Here is a 14,643-nt window from a genome sequence, read left to right on the forward strand (position 1 = left end):
GCACATTACCCAAGAGATTTTGTGGCCATTGCCCATGCTCTTTACATAGTATTCGCGGGCGACTGCCGGAGGAACCTCTCTGATCGCGTTCAGGATAAGGAAACCAAGGGGTTCTGCACCAGCACGACGAGAGAGCACTCTCTTGCATTCGTTTACAAACGGTCGTTTAGTAATGATATACGAAACTGCAAAAAGACTGTTTTGATGCCCTTGATCGGTTATGCCCGCGTATCCACCGAGGATCAGACCCCCCTGCCCCAGTCGCAGGCCCTGAAATCCGCGGGCTGCGCCGAGATCCACGAAGAACAGGCCTCGGGCGGCAATCGTGCGCGGCCGGTGCTGGCGCGGGTGTTGGAGCGCATCGGCAAGGGCGACACGCTGGTGGTCGTGCGGATCGACCGCCTTGCGCGATCCCTGTCGCATCTGCTGGAGGTGATCGAGCGGCTGGAGGCCAAGGGTGCGTTCTTTCGTTCCATTCAGGACCCGATCGATACCGGATCCCCGCAAGGCAAGTTCACGCTGCAGGTCTTGGGCGCTGCGGCCGAGTTCGAGCGCGCCCTGATCCGGGAACGCACCAAGGCCGGCCTCGCCAGCGCGCGCACAAAGGGCCGCGTGGGCGGGAACCCTGGGCTGCGTGCCAAAGACCCTGCCGCTCTTCGTAAGGTACGGCTGGCAAGACAGGACGGCTACATGGAGCGCCTGAACGAGACGGCACAAGACTGGGTGCCCCATGTGCGCCGGTTGCGCCCCGACTTGGCATGGGAAGACGTGGTGCGCATCATCAACGGCCCCTTGCCCGAGGCGCGTCGCTGGACCCAAAGCCGTCTCTTGCGCGCTGTGAAGGCTTATGTCCGCGACGGCTTCCTGCCTGCCGAGGTGCTGGCCCGCGCCGGGCGCCGCGAAACCGACGATCGTCTGCCCGCCATCGTCGCCGGCATCAAGGGCGCGGACCCCGACATCACGCTTCAAGCGATCTGTGAACGGCTGGAATCTATGCGCGAACGCACGCCTCGTGGCCGAACGAGATGGCAGCCCTCATCGGTCAAGATGCTGTTGGAGCGAGCCGAGAATCTGGGAATGATTGAAGAGACTCAGATTCGTTCTTTGGAAGCAAAACCGCCTATGTGAATCGGGTACATCTTGCGTTTAATAGATGGCAGCGACACAAGCTCTTGACGCGTTGGATCCGCGAAATAAGATAAGCCATTGTAAATAAATGATTTCATCGGGTACCGGCCCACCATTTGAAAAAATCCTTGCCTGTCAAACGCTTTCCTGACATTTTTGCGGAAGAACGCTAACCATCAGTTTCCGGCGGTTTTGCGTTCCTTCTCAAGATAGACCCGGAAGACGGGCGGCGGGACGGGCATGAACGAGCAGCGGATCAGAATGGATCAAAAGATCCAAACGATGGCGACACGTCTAAGCAAATCGCTTGATGTGAATATGCGCAAATCGTTTCTACCTGATGAACGAAAGGCTCTCAGACGGTTCTCATCCACGGAGGTTGCTCAGATCCTCGGGGTAAGCCAGGATTTTCTGCGGAAGATGTTCTTCGAGGACAAGCTCGATCTCGGTGACATCGAGACGGATGCCCGCGGCCGCAGGTTCTACACTGCAGAGCAGATCGACATAGCGCGCCACGAAATTGCCCGGTCAAGCACGAAGTTCCAGCATATTGTTCCTCGTCGTCGGGAAGGGGAGCATATACAGATCATTTCGATCGCCAACTTCAAAGGGGGCGCGGGAAAGACGACAACGGCGATCCATTTGGCCCAAAAGCTCGCCCTTGACGGTTATCGAGTTCTGGCAATCGATCTCGACCCGCAAGCCTCAATGACCACAATGTTCGGTTTCCGGCCGGAAATCGACTTCCCTGAAGCCGGAACGGTGTACGATGCCCTACGGTACGAGGACCCTATCCCCTTTAGAGACGTTGTGCGCAAAACGTATTTCCACAACCTCGATCTAGCTGCGGCCGGATTGCTGCTCTCTGAGTTCGAGACCGAAACCGCACACGCCCTTCGAAACAATATCAGGCCGCCGTTCTATCAGCGGCTTGCCCTTTGCATTAATGAAGTCGAGACAGACTACGACATTGTCGTCATCGACTGCCCACCCCAACTCGGGTTTACCACATTATCAGCTTTGGTAGCGTCGACATCCCTAGTCGTCACTGTCATTCCAAGCATGCTTGACGTCGCCTCGATGGCCCAATTCCTGCAGCTCACATCCAGCCTCATGGCAACGATTGCTGATGTAGGCGCATCGCCCGACTGGGACTTCATGAGGTTTCTAATCACTCGTTTCGAGCCCAATGACGGCCCCCAAACCCAGATGGCGGCATTCCTGCGGACCATGTTCACGGATGACGTTCTTACACAGCCTTTCCTGAAATCCTCCGCAGTCTCTGACGCTGGGCTCACGCAACAGACACTGTTCGAGATCGCCAGAACGGATTTCCATCGCCAGACGTACGATCGGGCTATCGAGTCCATCAACGGGGTTGTGGCGGAGGTCGAAGGGCTCATCAAAACGGCATGGGGGCGTAAGTAATGGCACGCAAAGTCACATTCGACATTCCCGAGGATGAAGAAAAGCAGGAGAACTCGTCGATTTCTCCGACTCGAACCCAGTCACGAGCCCCTGCCCTTTCGGGAATGGCCCGTTCTCTTCAGGATGCGGCACAATCTTCAATTCAAGAAATCAGTACCGACCTTATTGATGATTCCGAGTTCCAGGATCGTCTGGCCGTGGATGACGAAGATGACATCAGGGAACTGGCTGAAAGCATCGACAAGCAGGGACAGCTTATCCCAATACTTCTGAGCCCCGAAGGGGGGCGATACAGGATCATCTATGGGCGCAGGCGATTAGCGGCCCTTCGACTTATCGGCAAGCCCGCAAAGGCTCTCATCAGAGGCTTGGATGAGGATCAAGCGATTCTTGCACAAGGCCAAGAGAACAGCTTCCGAAAAGACCTCAGCTGGATCGAGAAAGCCCTGTTTGCACGTTCTCTCATAGAGTCCGGCAAGGACGAGGGGCTGGTCTGTGACGCCCTCAACATCGATCAGAAAGCCAGGAAAGCCGGTGACAAGCTCACGGGACTTGCTCGCATGAAACAAGTCACTTCCTGTATTCCGACTGAACTCATCCAAAAGATCGGGGCGGCACCCGGGGTTGGACGGGATCGTTGGTATGCTGCCGCAAAGTCTTATGAGAGCCTTGGCTTCTCTGGAGATGAAGGGTTTCCGGCCGGAAACCGAGAATTCCATGATACTCTCATGAAATCCAGAGGTTCAGGCAAGACCTCCGACGAACGCTTTGCGGTCTTTGAAGGTCTCCTGAAACAGCACAAGCCCACTGCCCCATCGGCAATCCAGACAAGACTCGGGATGGTGAAGGTCACCAAGAGAAACGTGATCATCACCGTCAAGAACGGAGATGACGGGCTTCATACGTGGATCTCTGAGAATCCAGAGGCCGCTCTTCTCGCGTTGGCGAACGCGAAGGCCGCTAGTCCGGGGCAGATCATTACCCCAGAGAAAATGGAACCCATAGGTAACCCAGTCTCCGGCAGGGATCAGGATCTTGATGGTCCTGACATAGAAGATAACGAAAACTGAGCAGAAAGGAGGACAGGCCAGAAAAGGAAAGACCCCCCGAAAGCAGTGCTTCCGAAGGGCCTCGATTAGCTTAGACACCTGATTGATACCCCGAAGCCGAATCGTTTTCAACACCGTTCGCGGTGAACGGGGAAGCTTTTTCAGCCGACATCATCATGAGACAGGTATTTTCTCACACACCCGCCTTGGCGGAACGATCTCCTGTACCCTGTACGAACCCGTACAGAGTCATCGAGCCGATCCGAACGCTTCGCAAAGAACTCGGTTTGACACCAAATGACCTTGTGACACTGCAGGCCTTAATCAGCTTCATGCCGAAGAAGGCCGGAGAAACAGCTTCAATGACTACCGTCTTCCCCTCAAACGCATCGTTGTCTGAGAGAACGAACGGTCTGAACGAGAGAACGATCCGACGGTGTATCGGACGCCTCGTGGACGCCAATTTGATCCAACGCAGGGATAGCGCAACCCGCAAACGGTTCCCTCTTCGCTACGGTGGATTGATCAGAGATGCCTTTGGCTTCGATCTACAGCCAATGTTCGATCGGGAAAGTGAGCTCACAGAACACGCAAAACAGCTTGTCGGCGATCAGGAAGAGCTACGGTCACTCAGGGCGGAGGCGCTGTCTCTTCGTGTCGAAGCTTTGCGCCAAGCAAACGATGATGAGACATTCACATTTCTCCAAAACGTGCGCAACATCCTACGCCGTGCAACACTCAAAGCCGACGAAATCATAGAACTTATCAAGAAGTTGGCAGAGTTGGCCGGAGCGACCATCAGAGAGTTTCCGGCCGGAAACCGTGAAGCTCAGGAAACGATGCCCGACCAATTGTCCGGCGACGACGGACAAAATGTCCGGCACGTAGAACCCACAAGATTGAATATAAAAAAGGATACTACAGGTGCTCTCAGCAGCTCTGGATTTAAAGACGGCCGAGATCCAACAACTATGGCTTGGACGGACCTGAAAAACGTATCGGACTTCTTCCCAAATGAACCAAGAGATCATCAATCCGTTATGAACATGTTGGCTGATGTCGGGAATTTGCTGAGAATAGAACAAGGCAGGATCATGAGACACCTTAGAGAAAGAGGTCCAGGGCAGCTCCTTATTGCACTCGACGAATTAATTTTGAGAGCCAGCACAGGACAGGTGAGGAACACCAACGCGTACCTAGACGCAATGATGAGGCAAGGGATGTGATGGTCTTATCACGGTCACTCAACCAGCTTGTGATTGAGGGTAGTCTTTGATGCTCCGGCGAATTTTCCCGGATAGTTCCAACCATAAGGTCATCGAGAGGAAAAGAAGTGTTGGTTTGAGGGTGACGGGAAGTGAGATCGGGAGAGTGGCTTCCGACGCCCGTCGTGGGGAATATCTGAGGACCACAGCTGTCCAGAAAATCACCCTGTCCCCTTCGCGGGATATCCCTTTCGACAAGCTGGTGCTGAGCCAGTCCAACGTGCGGCGCATCAAAGCTGGCGTGTCCCTCGAGGAACTGGCCGAAGACATCGCTCGCCGCGGTCTTTTGCAGAGCCTGAGCGTGCGGCCCGTGTTGGCTGACGATGGCACCGAGACCGGCAAGTTCGAAATCCCGGCTGGTGGCCGCCGGTTTCAAGCATTATCCCGGCTGGTGAAGCAAAAGCGTTTGGCATAGACCACGCCCATTCCCTGCATCGTCCGCGATGCTGCATCCGACATCCTAGCCGAGGACGATTCCCTTGCAGAAAACATGCAGCGCGTCGCCCTGCACCCGCTCGATCGGTTCCGCGCGTTTGTGTCCCTGCGAGACAAGGGACAGACCGACGCAGAGATTGCTGCCGCCTTCTTCTTGACGCCGCAGGTCGTGAAGCAGCGCCTCAAACTCGCAGCCGTCGCCCCTGCCCTGCTTGAGATCTATGCCGAGGATGGCATGACGCTGGAGCAGCTCATGGTTTTCACCGTGAACCCCGATCACGCGCGTCAGGTTCTGGTCTGGGATGTGATTCATTCATCCTGGAACAAGGAGCCATTCCAGATCCGGCGCATGCTGACCGAGACCTCGGTCAGGGCGTCCGACCGGCGTGCAGTCTTTGTGAGTGTTCAGGCCTACGAAGCGGCGGGCGGCACGATGCTGCATGACCTGTTCCAAGGCGATGACGGCGGTTGACTCGAAGACCCTGCCCTGCTCGATCGGCTGGTGGCGGACAAACTCCAGGCCGAGGCTGAGACGGTTGCGGTTGAGGGCTGGAAGTGGATCGAGGTCGCACTCGACCTGCCCTACGGCTACAGCCACGGGCTGCGGTCTCTGTCGGGTGATCCGGCACCGATGACGGATGACGAAGGTGCAGCTCATGCCAAGCTGCTCGCCGAATACCGGGCGCTTGAGGAGGAATACGTGGGGCAGGATGGTACTGATTCTGCTCTTGCGGGGCAGGGGGCTGATCGTAGTCTCGCCGATGGCCATGCCAGTGCCGCTCATGTCTGAACTATCCTCATGTCGGGTGGTCGACCGAAGGGGACTGCCGAGGTCCTGCGCCATAACGATCTCGTGGCACAGGACGGTGAGAGCCGTGTCGAAGGGCAGGGCGGATGAGGCCGAAGCCTCACTTCTCGAGGCCCTGGCATGGCGCAGCCGCGCCTATTGACGCCTTTGTGGCTTGGTGTCGATGAACTAGACGGTCATCGGACTATTGCGTGCCTACCAGCACTGGCAGGCCATCCTCTCGCCATTCCGGCAAACCGCCGTCAAGGCGGCGCGCATTGAAACCGTGTTTGCGCAGGGCGGCCACAGCCTGATGGGCATAGATGCAATAGGGGCCCCTGCAATAAGCCACGATTTCGGCGGCTGGATCGAGCGTTGGGACAATCCGCTCGATCTCCGTCAGCGTCGCATTGAGCGCGCCCGGAATGTGACCCGCAGCGTATTCATCTGCGGGGCGGACATCGAGCACGGTCACAGAACCCTCGGCGATCCGTGCTGCGAGGTCTTCCCGGCTGACCGGTTCGGGTGCATCCTCGCCGCTTGAAAGCCCTCGCAGGATACGCTCGACCTGCGCGAGGTTACGCTCGGCAACGATGCGCAGAAGGTCCATCAGCGCGAGGGTCTTCACGTCGGTCAGCCGGTAGATCACTGCCTTGCCGTCACGGCGGCTGGTGACGAGTGCGGCCCGGCGCAACTGTTGCAGGTGTTGCGAGCAGTTGGCGACGGTGAGGCCTGTCTTTTCCGCCAGCGCCTCCACTCCTCGTTCTCCTTGCGCCAATTGTTCCAGCAACATCAGACGCGCCGGTGCAGAGAGCGCGCGGGCGACAAGCGCATATTCCTCGAGTAGGGCTGTCTTCGGGCTGGTTGACATTGGGAACTCCAAGTCCTAAACGTTCAAGTGATAAATTGAATGATAGCGATTTCGGCGCTTTCCTCAACCCCAGGGGTCGAGACCATGTCTGAATCCATCCTGTCCGCAGAACCTGCCATCCGCCTCAGCATCTTTCTAGGCGTGCTGGCGGCGATGGCGCTTTGGGAAGTGGCGGCGCCGCGCCGCAGGCGAGAGATCCCGCGCGTCATCCGCTGGACGAACAACTTGGGCCTCGTGGTGCTCGACACTGTAATCCTGCGGCTGACCTTTCCGATTGTCGCTGTCGGGCTGGCCGTCATGGCCGAGGATCGCGGCTGGGGGCTGTTCAACAATATTGACGCGCCCGTGTGGGTGGCCATCCTCGTCTCGATGCTGCTACTCGATCTGGCGATCTATCTCCAGCACGTGATGTTCCACGCGATTCCCGGCTTGTGGCGGTTGCACCGGATGCACCACGCTGATCTTGATTTTGACGCCACGACAGGCCTGCGCTTCCATCCCGTGGAGATCCTCATCTCCATGGGGATCAAACTTGCGGCGGTTGCCGCCCTCGGCCCCCCCGCCATCGCGGTGCTGCTGTTCGAGGTGATCCTGAACGCCACCGCGCTCTTCAACCACGCCAACATCGATCTGCCGCGCCCGGTGGACCGGGTGCTGCGCCTGTTCGTCGTCACGCCGGACATGCACCGCGTCCACCATTCCATCGATCCACGCGAGACCAATTCGAACTACGGTTTCAACCTGCCGTGGTGGGACCGGCTGCTTGGCACCTACATCGCCCAGCCCGCGAAGGGCCACGAGGGGATGGAGATCGGCATCGAGCAGTTCCGCACACGCCGCGATCTCTGGCTTGACCGGATGCTGGTTCAGCCGGTCCGTGGTCCGGCAAGTGGTCATGCGCTCGATCCACAGAACACGAAAAAGGAGCCCGCCGAATGACCTCCAGCGACTTCACGCGCGGCATCCGCGAGAACCGGGTGCAGGTCGCCCACCAACTGATCCAGGTGATGCTGGTGGGTTTCGCCATCGGCATGACGCGCACGGTGGTCCCCGCGCTGGCCGAGAGCGAGTTCGGGCTCGAGCGCGGCTCGTTCCTGCTGCTGGCGTCCTTCGTCGTGGCCTTCGGTGCGGTGAAGGCGGTGATGAACTTCGTCGCCGGGCGCTGGTCCGAACGCATCGGGCGCAAGCGGGTGCTGTTCTGGGGTTGGGTCGTGGCTCTGCCGATCCCGGTGATGATCTGGTACGCGCCGGACTGGAACTGGATCGTCGCCGCGACCGTGCTTCTCGGCGTCAATCAGGGCCTCTGCTGGTCGATGACGCAGACGGCCAAGCTCGACATCACCAAGGCTGAGGAACGCGGGCTCACGATGGGGCTCAACGAGTTCTCGGGCTATGTCGGCGTGGCGATCGCGGGCATCTTGACCGCCTATGCCGCCGAATGGCTGGGCGCGCGGACGGGGCTTCTGGTCTTCGGCATGGCCGTGGTCCTCTTGGCTCTGTTGCTGACCGTGGTCTGGGTCAAGGACACGCTCCCGTGGGCCAAGGCTGAGACGGCCGCGCACAAGGCCGCACCCCCGAAAAACCCGCCGCGTTATCCGCAGGGCGTGTCCGAGCACCCCAGCACGGGCGAGGTTTTCGCCCTGATGAGCTGGCGTGACCGACGGCTCTTCGCGATCTCACAGGCGGGGCTGGTCGAGAAATTCGTCGATGCGCTGGTCTGGGCACTGTTCCCGGTCTTCCTTGTGGGGCAGGGCGCGACCCTGACCGAGGTCGGCTGGATCGTCGGCACTTACGGCTTCGTCTGGGGCGGCTCGCAGCTTGTCACCGGGCGGCTGTCGGACCATGTCGGCCGGTTCTGGCCCGACGTTCTGGGCATGTGGATCTGCGGCGCGGGCGTGGCGATGGTGGTCATGGGCACAGGCGCGCTCTGGTGGTCGGTGTCGGCCGGGGTGGCGGGCTTCGGCATGGCGCTCCTTTACCCGAACCTCTCCGCGGCGGTGGCCGATATCACGCCGCCCGCCTGGCGCGGCTCTGCCATCGGCATCTACCGCTTCTGGCGTGACCTCGGCTATGCCATCGGCGCGCTCGGCCTCGGGCTGGCGGCCAGCCTGACCGGCGCTGCGGAAGCCGCCTTCTGGTTCGTCGCAATTTCCATGTTCGTCTCCGGTGCCGTGCTCTTCTGGCTCGGCGATGAAACTCATCCGCGATTGAACCCCGCCAGCCCAAGGAAGCTTGCAGATGCCTGACACGCTTGCCCGCCCTCTGGGCTTCCTTTCGATCTTGTTGGGCGTCGCCTCGATCGCGCTTCTTGCAGTTTCTGTCTGGGGCTTCCGGGCGGGCGGCTGGCCCTGGCCGCAGGCCTATGACCTTGCCGGCTGGGGCGCCTGGACGGCGGGTGCCGGCGTCATAGCCGCGCTGGCCGGGCTGGTGGTCTGGCTCCGCCGCAGGAGGGGTGGATCTGGCGCGGTCTTGCTGGGGCTGATCCTGTCGCTGCCCGTCGCGGGCCTTGGCGCCGCCTTCGAGATCGCCGCCCGTATCACGCCGCCGATCAACGACATCTCGACCGACACCGAAGACCCGCCCGTGTTCTGGTTCACGGCCACGCCGAGCGACTACCCCGCGCAGAACGCCGGGCCGCAGCGCGCCGCATATCCCGATGTGCGCCCGCTGGAGCTGTCGCTCGCTTTCGACAAGGCTTTCGCGGCCGCGCTCGCCCTCGTGGAGGAGCGCGGCTGGGAGGTGCTGTCGGCCGATCCCGCGGAGGGTCAGATTGAGGCCATCGCGACAAGCCGCCTGTTCGGCTTCGAGGACGAGGTAGCGATCCGCGTCACCGAAACCGATGCCGGCGCCCGCATCGACATGCGTTCGCGCTCGCGCCTCGGCCAGATCGACCGTGGCGCCAATGCCAGGCGCATCGAAGCCTTCCTGTCCGATCTCGAAACGCGCGCCCGGACCTGAGGACCGACCATGAAACACCTGATCCTGCTGAACGACCCACCCTATGGCACCGAGCGCAGCTTCAACGGGCTGCGCATGGCTCACGCGCTGGTCAAGAACGACCCTGAAGCAGACATCACCGTATTCCTGATGGCCGACGCGGTGCTCTGCGCCAAGGCGGGGCAGAAGACGCCCGATGGCTACTACAACCTCGCGCGCATGCTTCGCCGGGTCCTGTCCGCGAAGGGGCGTGTCCTGATGTGCGGCACCTGCATGGATGCGCGCGGCCTCGCCGAGGGCGACATGATGGAGGGGGCAAGCCGATCGACCATGGATGAACTCGCCCAGGCGACTCTCGCCGCCGACAAGGTCCTGGTGTTCTGATGGCTCAGATGCTGACACTCGCCGCCCTCGCGGACGATCCGGATCGCTTCCACCTGATCGATGTGCGCGACGCCGAAGACTACGCCACGGCCCATGTGACGGGCGCGGTGCATATCCCGCTGGCCGAACTCGAGGCTCGGGTGGGTGAAATCCCTACCGGCAAAACACCCGTGACCATTTGCGGCAAAGGCGGCGGGCGGTCCGCCGAAGGCGCGGACATCCTGAACAGGCTCGGCCACCCATACACCCTATGGCTCGAAGGCGGCACGAACGGCTGGCTTGCGCAGAACACCTGAACACCAAGAAACCGGAACGGAGGAATACCGGATGAACCTGAAACACCTACTGTTGGCGACGACAGTTGCACTTGGCGTCCAAACAGCGCCTACTCTGGCGCAGGACGCCGCAGTTGAGGCCATGCAGGAATACCTGATGTTCTCGGAATATGAGTCCGGCATCATCCTGCCTCAGCAACTCGACCAGACTGTCTTCGAGACCGCGCTTTTTGTAGACACCCGAGATGCGGGCCAGTTCGAGGAGGGCACGATCCCCGGTTCCGTCAATATAGAGTGGCGTGAGGTTCTCGACCGGATCGACGAGATCCCCGAGGACCGTATGACCATCCTCTTCTGCAACACCGGCAGCCTGTCGGCCCAAGCGGCCTTCGCGCTGCGCGTGGCCGGGCGGACCAACGTCGTCGTCATGCAGAGCGGATTTACAGGCTGGCAACAGGACGCGGCCTACAAGCCCTGAGCACGGGCCAAGTATTAACGGGAGAGTGGGTCTTGCGAGACATCTATCTGGATTTCAACGCCAGCACCCCGGTTGCCCCCGAGGTCGCCGATATCATGCGCTATGCCCTGGAAACGGGGCATGGCAATCCTTCCAGCGGCCACTGGGCCGGGGTTCCTGCCCGCCTGATGGTGGAGGAGGCCAGATCGCAGGTCGCGGCGCTTGTGGGCTGCGCGCCGCAAGAGATCGTGTTCACAAGCGGTGGCAGCGAGGCGAACAACCACGCGCTGAAGGGTGTGTTCTTTGCCAGCGGCAAGGACCAACCGCATTTCATCACGTCGAGCGCCGAGCATCCGGCCATCGTAGCGCCGCTTCGATTCCTCGAGCACTTCGGGGCGCAGGTGACCTGGTTGCCAGTCGATGGCACGGGGCTCGTCGACCCCGACGATCTGCGGCGCGCGATGACCGACGACACTGTGCTCGTCACCATCATGCATGCCAACAACGAGACGGGGACGATCCAGCCCATCGCGGAATGCGCTGCGATCGCGCGCGAGCACGGCGTTCGCTTCCACACCGATGCCGCGCAGTCGGTTGGCAAGATCCCGACCAGGGTGGACGACCTTGGCGTCGATCTGTTGACGATGGCCGGGCACAAGTTCCACGCACCGAAGGGCGTCGGCGCGCTCTTCATCCGCGACGGCCTGCAACTGGAGCCGTTCATCCACGGCGCCGGGCATGAGAGCGGTCGGCGCGCGGGCACCGAGAGCGCGATGCTCACAGCCGCGCTCGGCGTGGCCGCCAGTCTTGCTTCGGGCCTGGGGCCAATGGAGCGGGTCCAGGTCCTGCGGGATCGCTTCTGGGCCACGCTCAAGGATGCGTTCGGCGATCACGTCGTTCTCAACGGCCATCCCGAGCGCCGCCTGCCCAACACGCTCAACGTTGCCTTCGTCGACCGCGTCGGTGCGGAGATACTTGCGGCCATACCGGAGGTTGCGGCCTCGACCGGCTCCGCCTGCCACTCGGGACGGGTCCAGCTGTCTCCAGTGCTGGATGCGATGGGTGTTGCGCCGCAGGTCGGCATGGGTGCGATCCGGTTCAGCCTCGGCCGCACCACGACCGCGGACGAGATCGACCATGTGGTGACGCGCCTTCGCCGGGTGCTGAGTTGACGGAAACGAGGCGGCCCTTCCCGGACGGGTGCGCGGCTGACCCCGTGCTCGAGGGTCTCCCCGACGCTTATGCCGAATGGCGCCGCAGCACGCTCGGCCGGATCACGGACGCGCTCGAGGAGCGTCTGCTGCTTGACCGGATCGGCCCGACCCGCGGCCTGCGCATCCTCGATGTCGGCTGCGGCGACGGTATGCTGGCCACCCGGCTCGCACAGGGCGGCGCACGGGTCACAGGCCTCGAAGCCTCGGCAGAGATGATCGCCGCCGCGCGCCGCCGGGCGAAAGCCGCCGGCGTCGAGGTCGATCTGTTCGAAGGGGACGCTGTCGGCCTTCCATTCCCGGCAGGACACTTCGATTGCGTTGTGTCGGTCGCCACGCTCTGCTTTGTCGACGATCCGCGCCCGACGATCCGGGAGATGGTCCGCGTCCTGAAACCTGGCGGCCGGCTGATACTCGGTGAACTCGGGCGCTGGAACCTTTGGGCGGCGGAGCGACGCGTGAAGGGCTGGCTCGGCTCGAAGCTCTGGAATGCAGCGCATTTTCGGAGCAGGCGCGATCTGATTGAACTGGCAGATCAAGCGGGGCTTTGTGATGCTGCCGTAACCGGTGCCGTCTTCTACCCGCCACACGGGATTGCTGCCCACCTCATGGCGCGGGTCGATCACATGATCGGCACCGTCACAACAACCGGCGGTGCGTTTCTCGTTCTCACAGCTACAAGTCCAGTAGAACAACAAGTAGACCTTCAAAGTAGCTTTGATCGCGCAAGTGAACAAAGCCGAAGCAGCAAAGCGTTAGACGTGAACGAGGGAAAGACGTGACCCGGAAAACCACAAACGACTGGCTTGCCGCAATGGCAACAGCATTCTCGCTCATCGCCTGTTATGGAACGCTTGCGGCAATTGCCGTCCTGGGCGCGCTTGGTGTGACGATTGCTTTGAATGAAGTTATCTGGGCGGGAGCCATCGTCCTTTTTGCCGCCCTAGCGCTTGTGGCGTTGGTGTTTCGCTGGCGACGGCATCGCCAGAATTCCCCAATCGTTTTGGCCGGCATCGGCTTTTTACTGATCGCCTTTACCATGGTGATCTCTTACGAGCGTATTGTCGAACTCGCGGGATTTGCCTTCCTTTGCGCAGGAACGTTCGTCGATTGGCGCATTGGTCGGGGGCGAGGAAGTGACGTTGCCTGAGAAGCCGCCCATCCTTGCCGACAAACATCACGACGCCCCATCGGCCTTCACGCCCGAAAGCCTGCTCCGCGAGGCGCGCCGCCAGAAGGGTGCAGAGGCTGTTGCGGTTCCGAAAGTCTGCCTGCTCGATCCCGATGGCGACATCGTGCGTCAACTGCGTGCAGAGGGCCGGGCGGAGCGGCACCAAGGATGGGTCTGCTACCACACTGACATGTGGATCTTGGACCTCGATGGCCACGAGATTGGCGTGGTCGGCTGCGCTGTCGGCGCTTCCTTTGCCGTGCTCGTCGCCGAAGAGATGTTCGCCTCCGGCTGCGAACTTCTCATCAGCGTCACCTCCTCGGGACAGATCACGCCACAGGGCGCGCCGCCTTATTTCATTCTGATCGACCGGGCGCTGCGGGATGAGGGCACGAGCTATCACTACGTCCCGCCCTCGGACTGGAGCGACGCGCCCGAGCGGCTTCTCTCCCGGCTGAATGGCGCGTTCGAGGGCGAGCCCCGCGTGCTGACGGGTTCAACCTGGACCACCGATGCCCCATTCCGGGAGACCGAAGCTGCTATCGCGGCGGCACGGGCCCGTGGCATTCTGGCTGTCGAAATGGAGGCGGCAGGGCTTTACGCCTTCGCACAAGCGCGAGATCGGGCCGTCATCTGCCTCGCCCATGTGACGAACCAGATGGGAACGATCGAGGGAGACTTCGAAAAGGGCGAGGCAAATGGGACCGCTGATGCCTTCGCTGTGGTATCGCGGATTGTCGACCGCCTCGGTTGACACACAGACTCACTATTGGAACTGACCATGGCACTCCCAATCTGACAGAGCGCGACACAAACTGGCTCTGCTGCTCCAGATCAAGGGCTTCGGTAGACGTGTCGGCATTGAGTCCTGTGGTGAGGACTCAATGGTTTTGCCAAGGACCGGTTCCGGACCCGGTGAAAGTGAAAGTGTCCTTCGGGTTTTGTGACTGACGGATGAGGGCCTTTGGGGTCCCTCAGATGGGTCCGGGCCGGGTTCCGGTCTGCCGTTCCTGACGAAGGACATTCCCATGCAAACAGGTGTCTTGCGCGTGTTGCGCGCGACCGCTGCCTCGTGGTGGCGACACAAGGAACTACGCCGAACCGGACAGACGGGGCAGGCACAACGGCTCGAGCGCGAGACTGTCCTGCGTGACCTCGGCTATCTGAAGCAGGCGGCGTTATTGCCAAACGCACATGTGATCTGCGGAGAGGGCGGCACGTTCATCCATCTCGGCTGGACTACCG

At 61.0% G+C, this 14,643-nt stretch carries 15 protein-coding genes and 2 pseudogenes; 16 read left to right on the forward strand and 1 reads right to left on the reverse strand.

The features are described 5' to 3' along the window. Positions 1-204 precede the first annotated feature (204 nt). The 5 genes and pseudogenes from AC5EFR_RS00785 to AC5EFR_RS00805 form a co-directional block, all read left to right on the forward strand. Complete coding sequence (locus AC5EFR_RS00785) at positions 205-1,128, forward strand: recombinase family protein (RefSeq protein ID WP_317939113.1); 924 nt, start codon at positions 205-207, stop codon at positions 1,126-1,128. A gap of 240 nt (positions 1,129-1,368) precedes the next feature. Next, entirely contained in the window at positions 1,369-2,556 is a 1,188-nt protein-coding gene (repA, locus tag AC5EFR_RS00790; RefSeq protein WP_037239335.1) for a plasmid partitioning protein RepA, read from the forward strand. Beyond that, positions 2,556-3,626, forward strand: a complete 1,071-nt coding sequence (repB, locus tag AC5EFR_RS00795) for a plasmid partitioning protein RepB (RefSeq protein ID WP_317939112.1) — start codon at positions 2,556-2,558, stop codon at positions 3,624-3,626. Before repA ends, repB begins: the two co-directional genes overlap by 1 nt. Positions 3,627-3,781: 155 nt before the next feature. Beyond that, positions 3,782-4,831 carry a helix-turn-helix domain-containing protein gene (locus AC5EFR_RS00800; protein ID WP_317939111.1) on the forward strand — a complete coding sequence of 350 codons (1,050 nt, stop codon included), beginning with the start codon at positions 3,782-3,784 and terminating at the stop codon, positions 4,829-4,831. 175 nt (positions 4,832-5,006) lie between these two features. After that, positions 5,007-6,017, forward strand: a pseudogene (locus AC5EFR_RS00805) (ParB/RepB/Spo0J family partition protein); the annotation flags it as partial. 280 nt (positions 6,018-6,297) lie between these two features. Here AC5EFR_RS00805 and AC5EFR_RS00810 read toward each other — a convergent pair. Beyond that, complete coding sequence (locus tag AC5EFR_RS00810; protein ID WP_317939110.1) at positions 6,298-6,963, reverse strand: ArsR/SmtB family transcription factor; 666 nt, start codon at positions 6,961-6,963, stop codon at positions 6,298-6,300. Positions 6,964-7,047: 84 nt separating this feature from the next. On the opposite strand from AC5EFR_RS00810, the gene AC5EFR_RS00815 reads away from it, so the two are divergent. The 11 genes and pseudogenes from AC5EFR_RS00815 to AC5EFR_RS00865 all read left to right on the forward strand — a co-directional run. After that, complete coding sequence (locus tag AC5EFR_RS00815; RefSeq protein WP_317939109.1) at positions 7,048-7,902, forward strand: sterol desaturase family protein; 855 nt, start codon at positions 7,048-7,050, stop codon at positions 7,900-7,902. Continuing rightward, positions 7,899-9,209, forward strand: coding sequence for an MFS transporter (locus tag AC5EFR_RS00820; protein ID WP_317939108.1), 1,311 nt, complete (start codon positions 7,899-7,901; stop codon positions 9,207-9,209). The genes AC5EFR_RS00815 and AC5EFR_RS00820 overlap by 4 nt, the downstream gene beginning before the upstream one ends. Then, positions 9,202-9,921, forward strand: a complete 720-nt coding sequence (locus AC5EFR_RS00825) for a DUF1499 domain-containing protein (RefSeq protein WP_317939107.1) — start codon at positions 9,202-9,204, stop codon at positions 9,919-9,921. The genes AC5EFR_RS00820 and AC5EFR_RS00825 overlap by 8 nt, the downstream gene beginning before the upstream one ends. Before the next feature lie 9 nt (positions 9,922-9,930). Next, a complete protein-coding gene (locus AC5EFR_RS00830) occupies positions 9,931-10,284 on the forward strand; it encodes a DsrE/DsrF/TusD sulfur relay family protein (protein ID WP_317939106.1) in 354 nt (117 codons plus the stop codon). Continuing rightward, positions 10,284-10,580 (forward strand): rhodanese-like domain-containing protein, encoded by a 297-nt coding sequence (locus AC5EFR_RS00835; RefSeq protein WP_317939105.1) that lies wholly within the window; start codon positions 10,284-10,286, stop codon positions 10,578-10,580. Before AC5EFR_RS00830 ends, AC5EFR_RS00835 begins: the two co-directional genes overlap by 1 nt. A gap of 31 nt (positions 10,581-10,611) precedes the next feature. After that, positions 10,612-11,037 carry a rhodanese-like domain-containing protein gene (locus tag AC5EFR_RS00840; protein ID WP_317939104.1) on the forward strand — a complete coding sequence of 142 codons (426 nt, stop codon included), beginning with the start codon at positions 10,612-10,614 and terminating at the stop codon, positions 11,035-11,037. 32 nt (positions 11,038-11,069) lie between these two features. After that, positions 11,070-12,188 carry a cysteine desulfurase family protein gene (locus tag AC5EFR_RS00845; RefSeq protein WP_317939103.1) on the forward strand — a complete coding sequence of 373 codons (1,119 nt, stop codon included), beginning with the start codon at positions 11,070-11,072 and terminating at the stop codon, positions 12,186-12,188. 44 nt (positions 12,189-12,232) lie between these two features. After that, positions 12,233-13,009 carry a class I SAM-dependent methyltransferase gene (locus AC5EFR_RS00850; protein WP_317939102.1) on the forward strand — a complete coding sequence of 259 codons (777 nt, stop codon included), beginning with the start codon at positions 12,233-12,235 and terminating at the stop codon, positions 13,007-13,009. Then, the gene (locus tag AC5EFR_RS00855) at positions 13,006-13,377 is read left to right on the forward strand and encodes a MerC domain-containing protein (protein WP_317939101.1); all 372 of its coding nucleotides are present in this window, start codon (positions 13,006-13,008) and stop codon (positions 13,375-13,377) included. The genes AC5EFR_RS00850 and AC5EFR_RS00855 overlap by 4 nt, the downstream gene beginning before the upstream one ends. After that, positions 13,370-14,152 carry a nucleoside phosphorylase gene (locus AC5EFR_RS00860; protein WP_317939100.1) on the forward strand — a complete coding sequence of 261 codons (783 nt, stop codon included), beginning with the start codon at positions 13,370-13,372 and terminating at the stop codon, positions 14,150-14,152. Before AC5EFR_RS00855 ends, AC5EFR_RS00860 begins: the two co-directional genes overlap by 8 nt. 274 nt (positions 14,153-14,426) lie before the next feature. Further along, positions 14,427-14,643 (forward strand): annotated as a pseudogene (locus AC5EFR_RS00865) (hypothetical protein); the annotation flags it as partial.

It is taken from the genome of Pelagimonas sp. (genome assembly GCF_058892305.1).

What these genes read in the sequence shown, in the direction of transcription:
- repA (WP_037239335.1), top strand. Translation starts at nt 1,369, where the DNA reads ATGAACGAGCAGCGGATCAGAATGGATCAAAAGATCCAAACGATGGCG.
- AC5EFR_RS00810 (WP_317939110.1), bottom strand. Translation starts at nt 6,963, where the DNA reads ATGTCAACCAGCCCGAAGACAGCCCTACTCGAGGAATATGCGCTTGTC.
- AC5EFR_RS00815 (WP_317939109.1), top strand. Translation starts at nt 7,048, where the DNA reads ATGTCTGAATCCATCCTGTCCGCAGAACCTGCCATCCGCCTCAGCATC.
- AC5EFR_RS00840 (WP_317939104.1), top strand. Translation starts at nt 10,612, where the DNA reads ATGAACCTGAAACACCTACTGTTGGCGACGACAGTTGCACTTGGCGTC.
- AC5EFR_RS00820 (WP_317939108.1), top strand. Translation starts at nt 7,899, where the DNA reads ATGACCTCCAGCGACTTCACGCGCGGCATCCGCGAGAACCGGGTGCAG.
- AC5EFR_RS00830 (WP_317939106.1), top strand. Translation starts at nt 9,931, where the DNA reads ATGAAACACCTGATCCTGCTGAACGACCCACCCTATGGCACCGAGCGC.
- AC5EFR_RS00825 (WP_317939107.1), top strand. Translation starts at nt 9,202, where the DNA reads ATGCCTGACACGCTTGCCCGCCCTCTGGGCTTCCTTTCGATCTTGTTG.
- AC5EFR_RS00800 (WP_317939111.1), top strand. Translation starts at nt 3,782, where the DNA reads ATGAGACAGGTATTTTCTCACACACCCGCCTTGGCGGAACGATCTCCT.
- repB (WP_317939112.1), top strand. Translation starts at nt 2,556, where the DNA reads ATGGCACGCAAAGTCACATTCGACATTCCCGAGGATGAAGAAAAGCAG.
- AC5EFR_RS00835 (WP_317939105.1), top strand. Translation starts at nt 10,284, where the DNA reads ATGGCTCAGATGCTGACACTCGCCGCCCTCGCGGACGATCCGGATCGC.
- AC5EFR_RS00785 (WP_317939113.1), top strand. Translation starts at nt 205, where the DNA reads ATGCCCTTGATCGGTTATGCCCGCGTATCCACCGAGGATCAGACCCCC.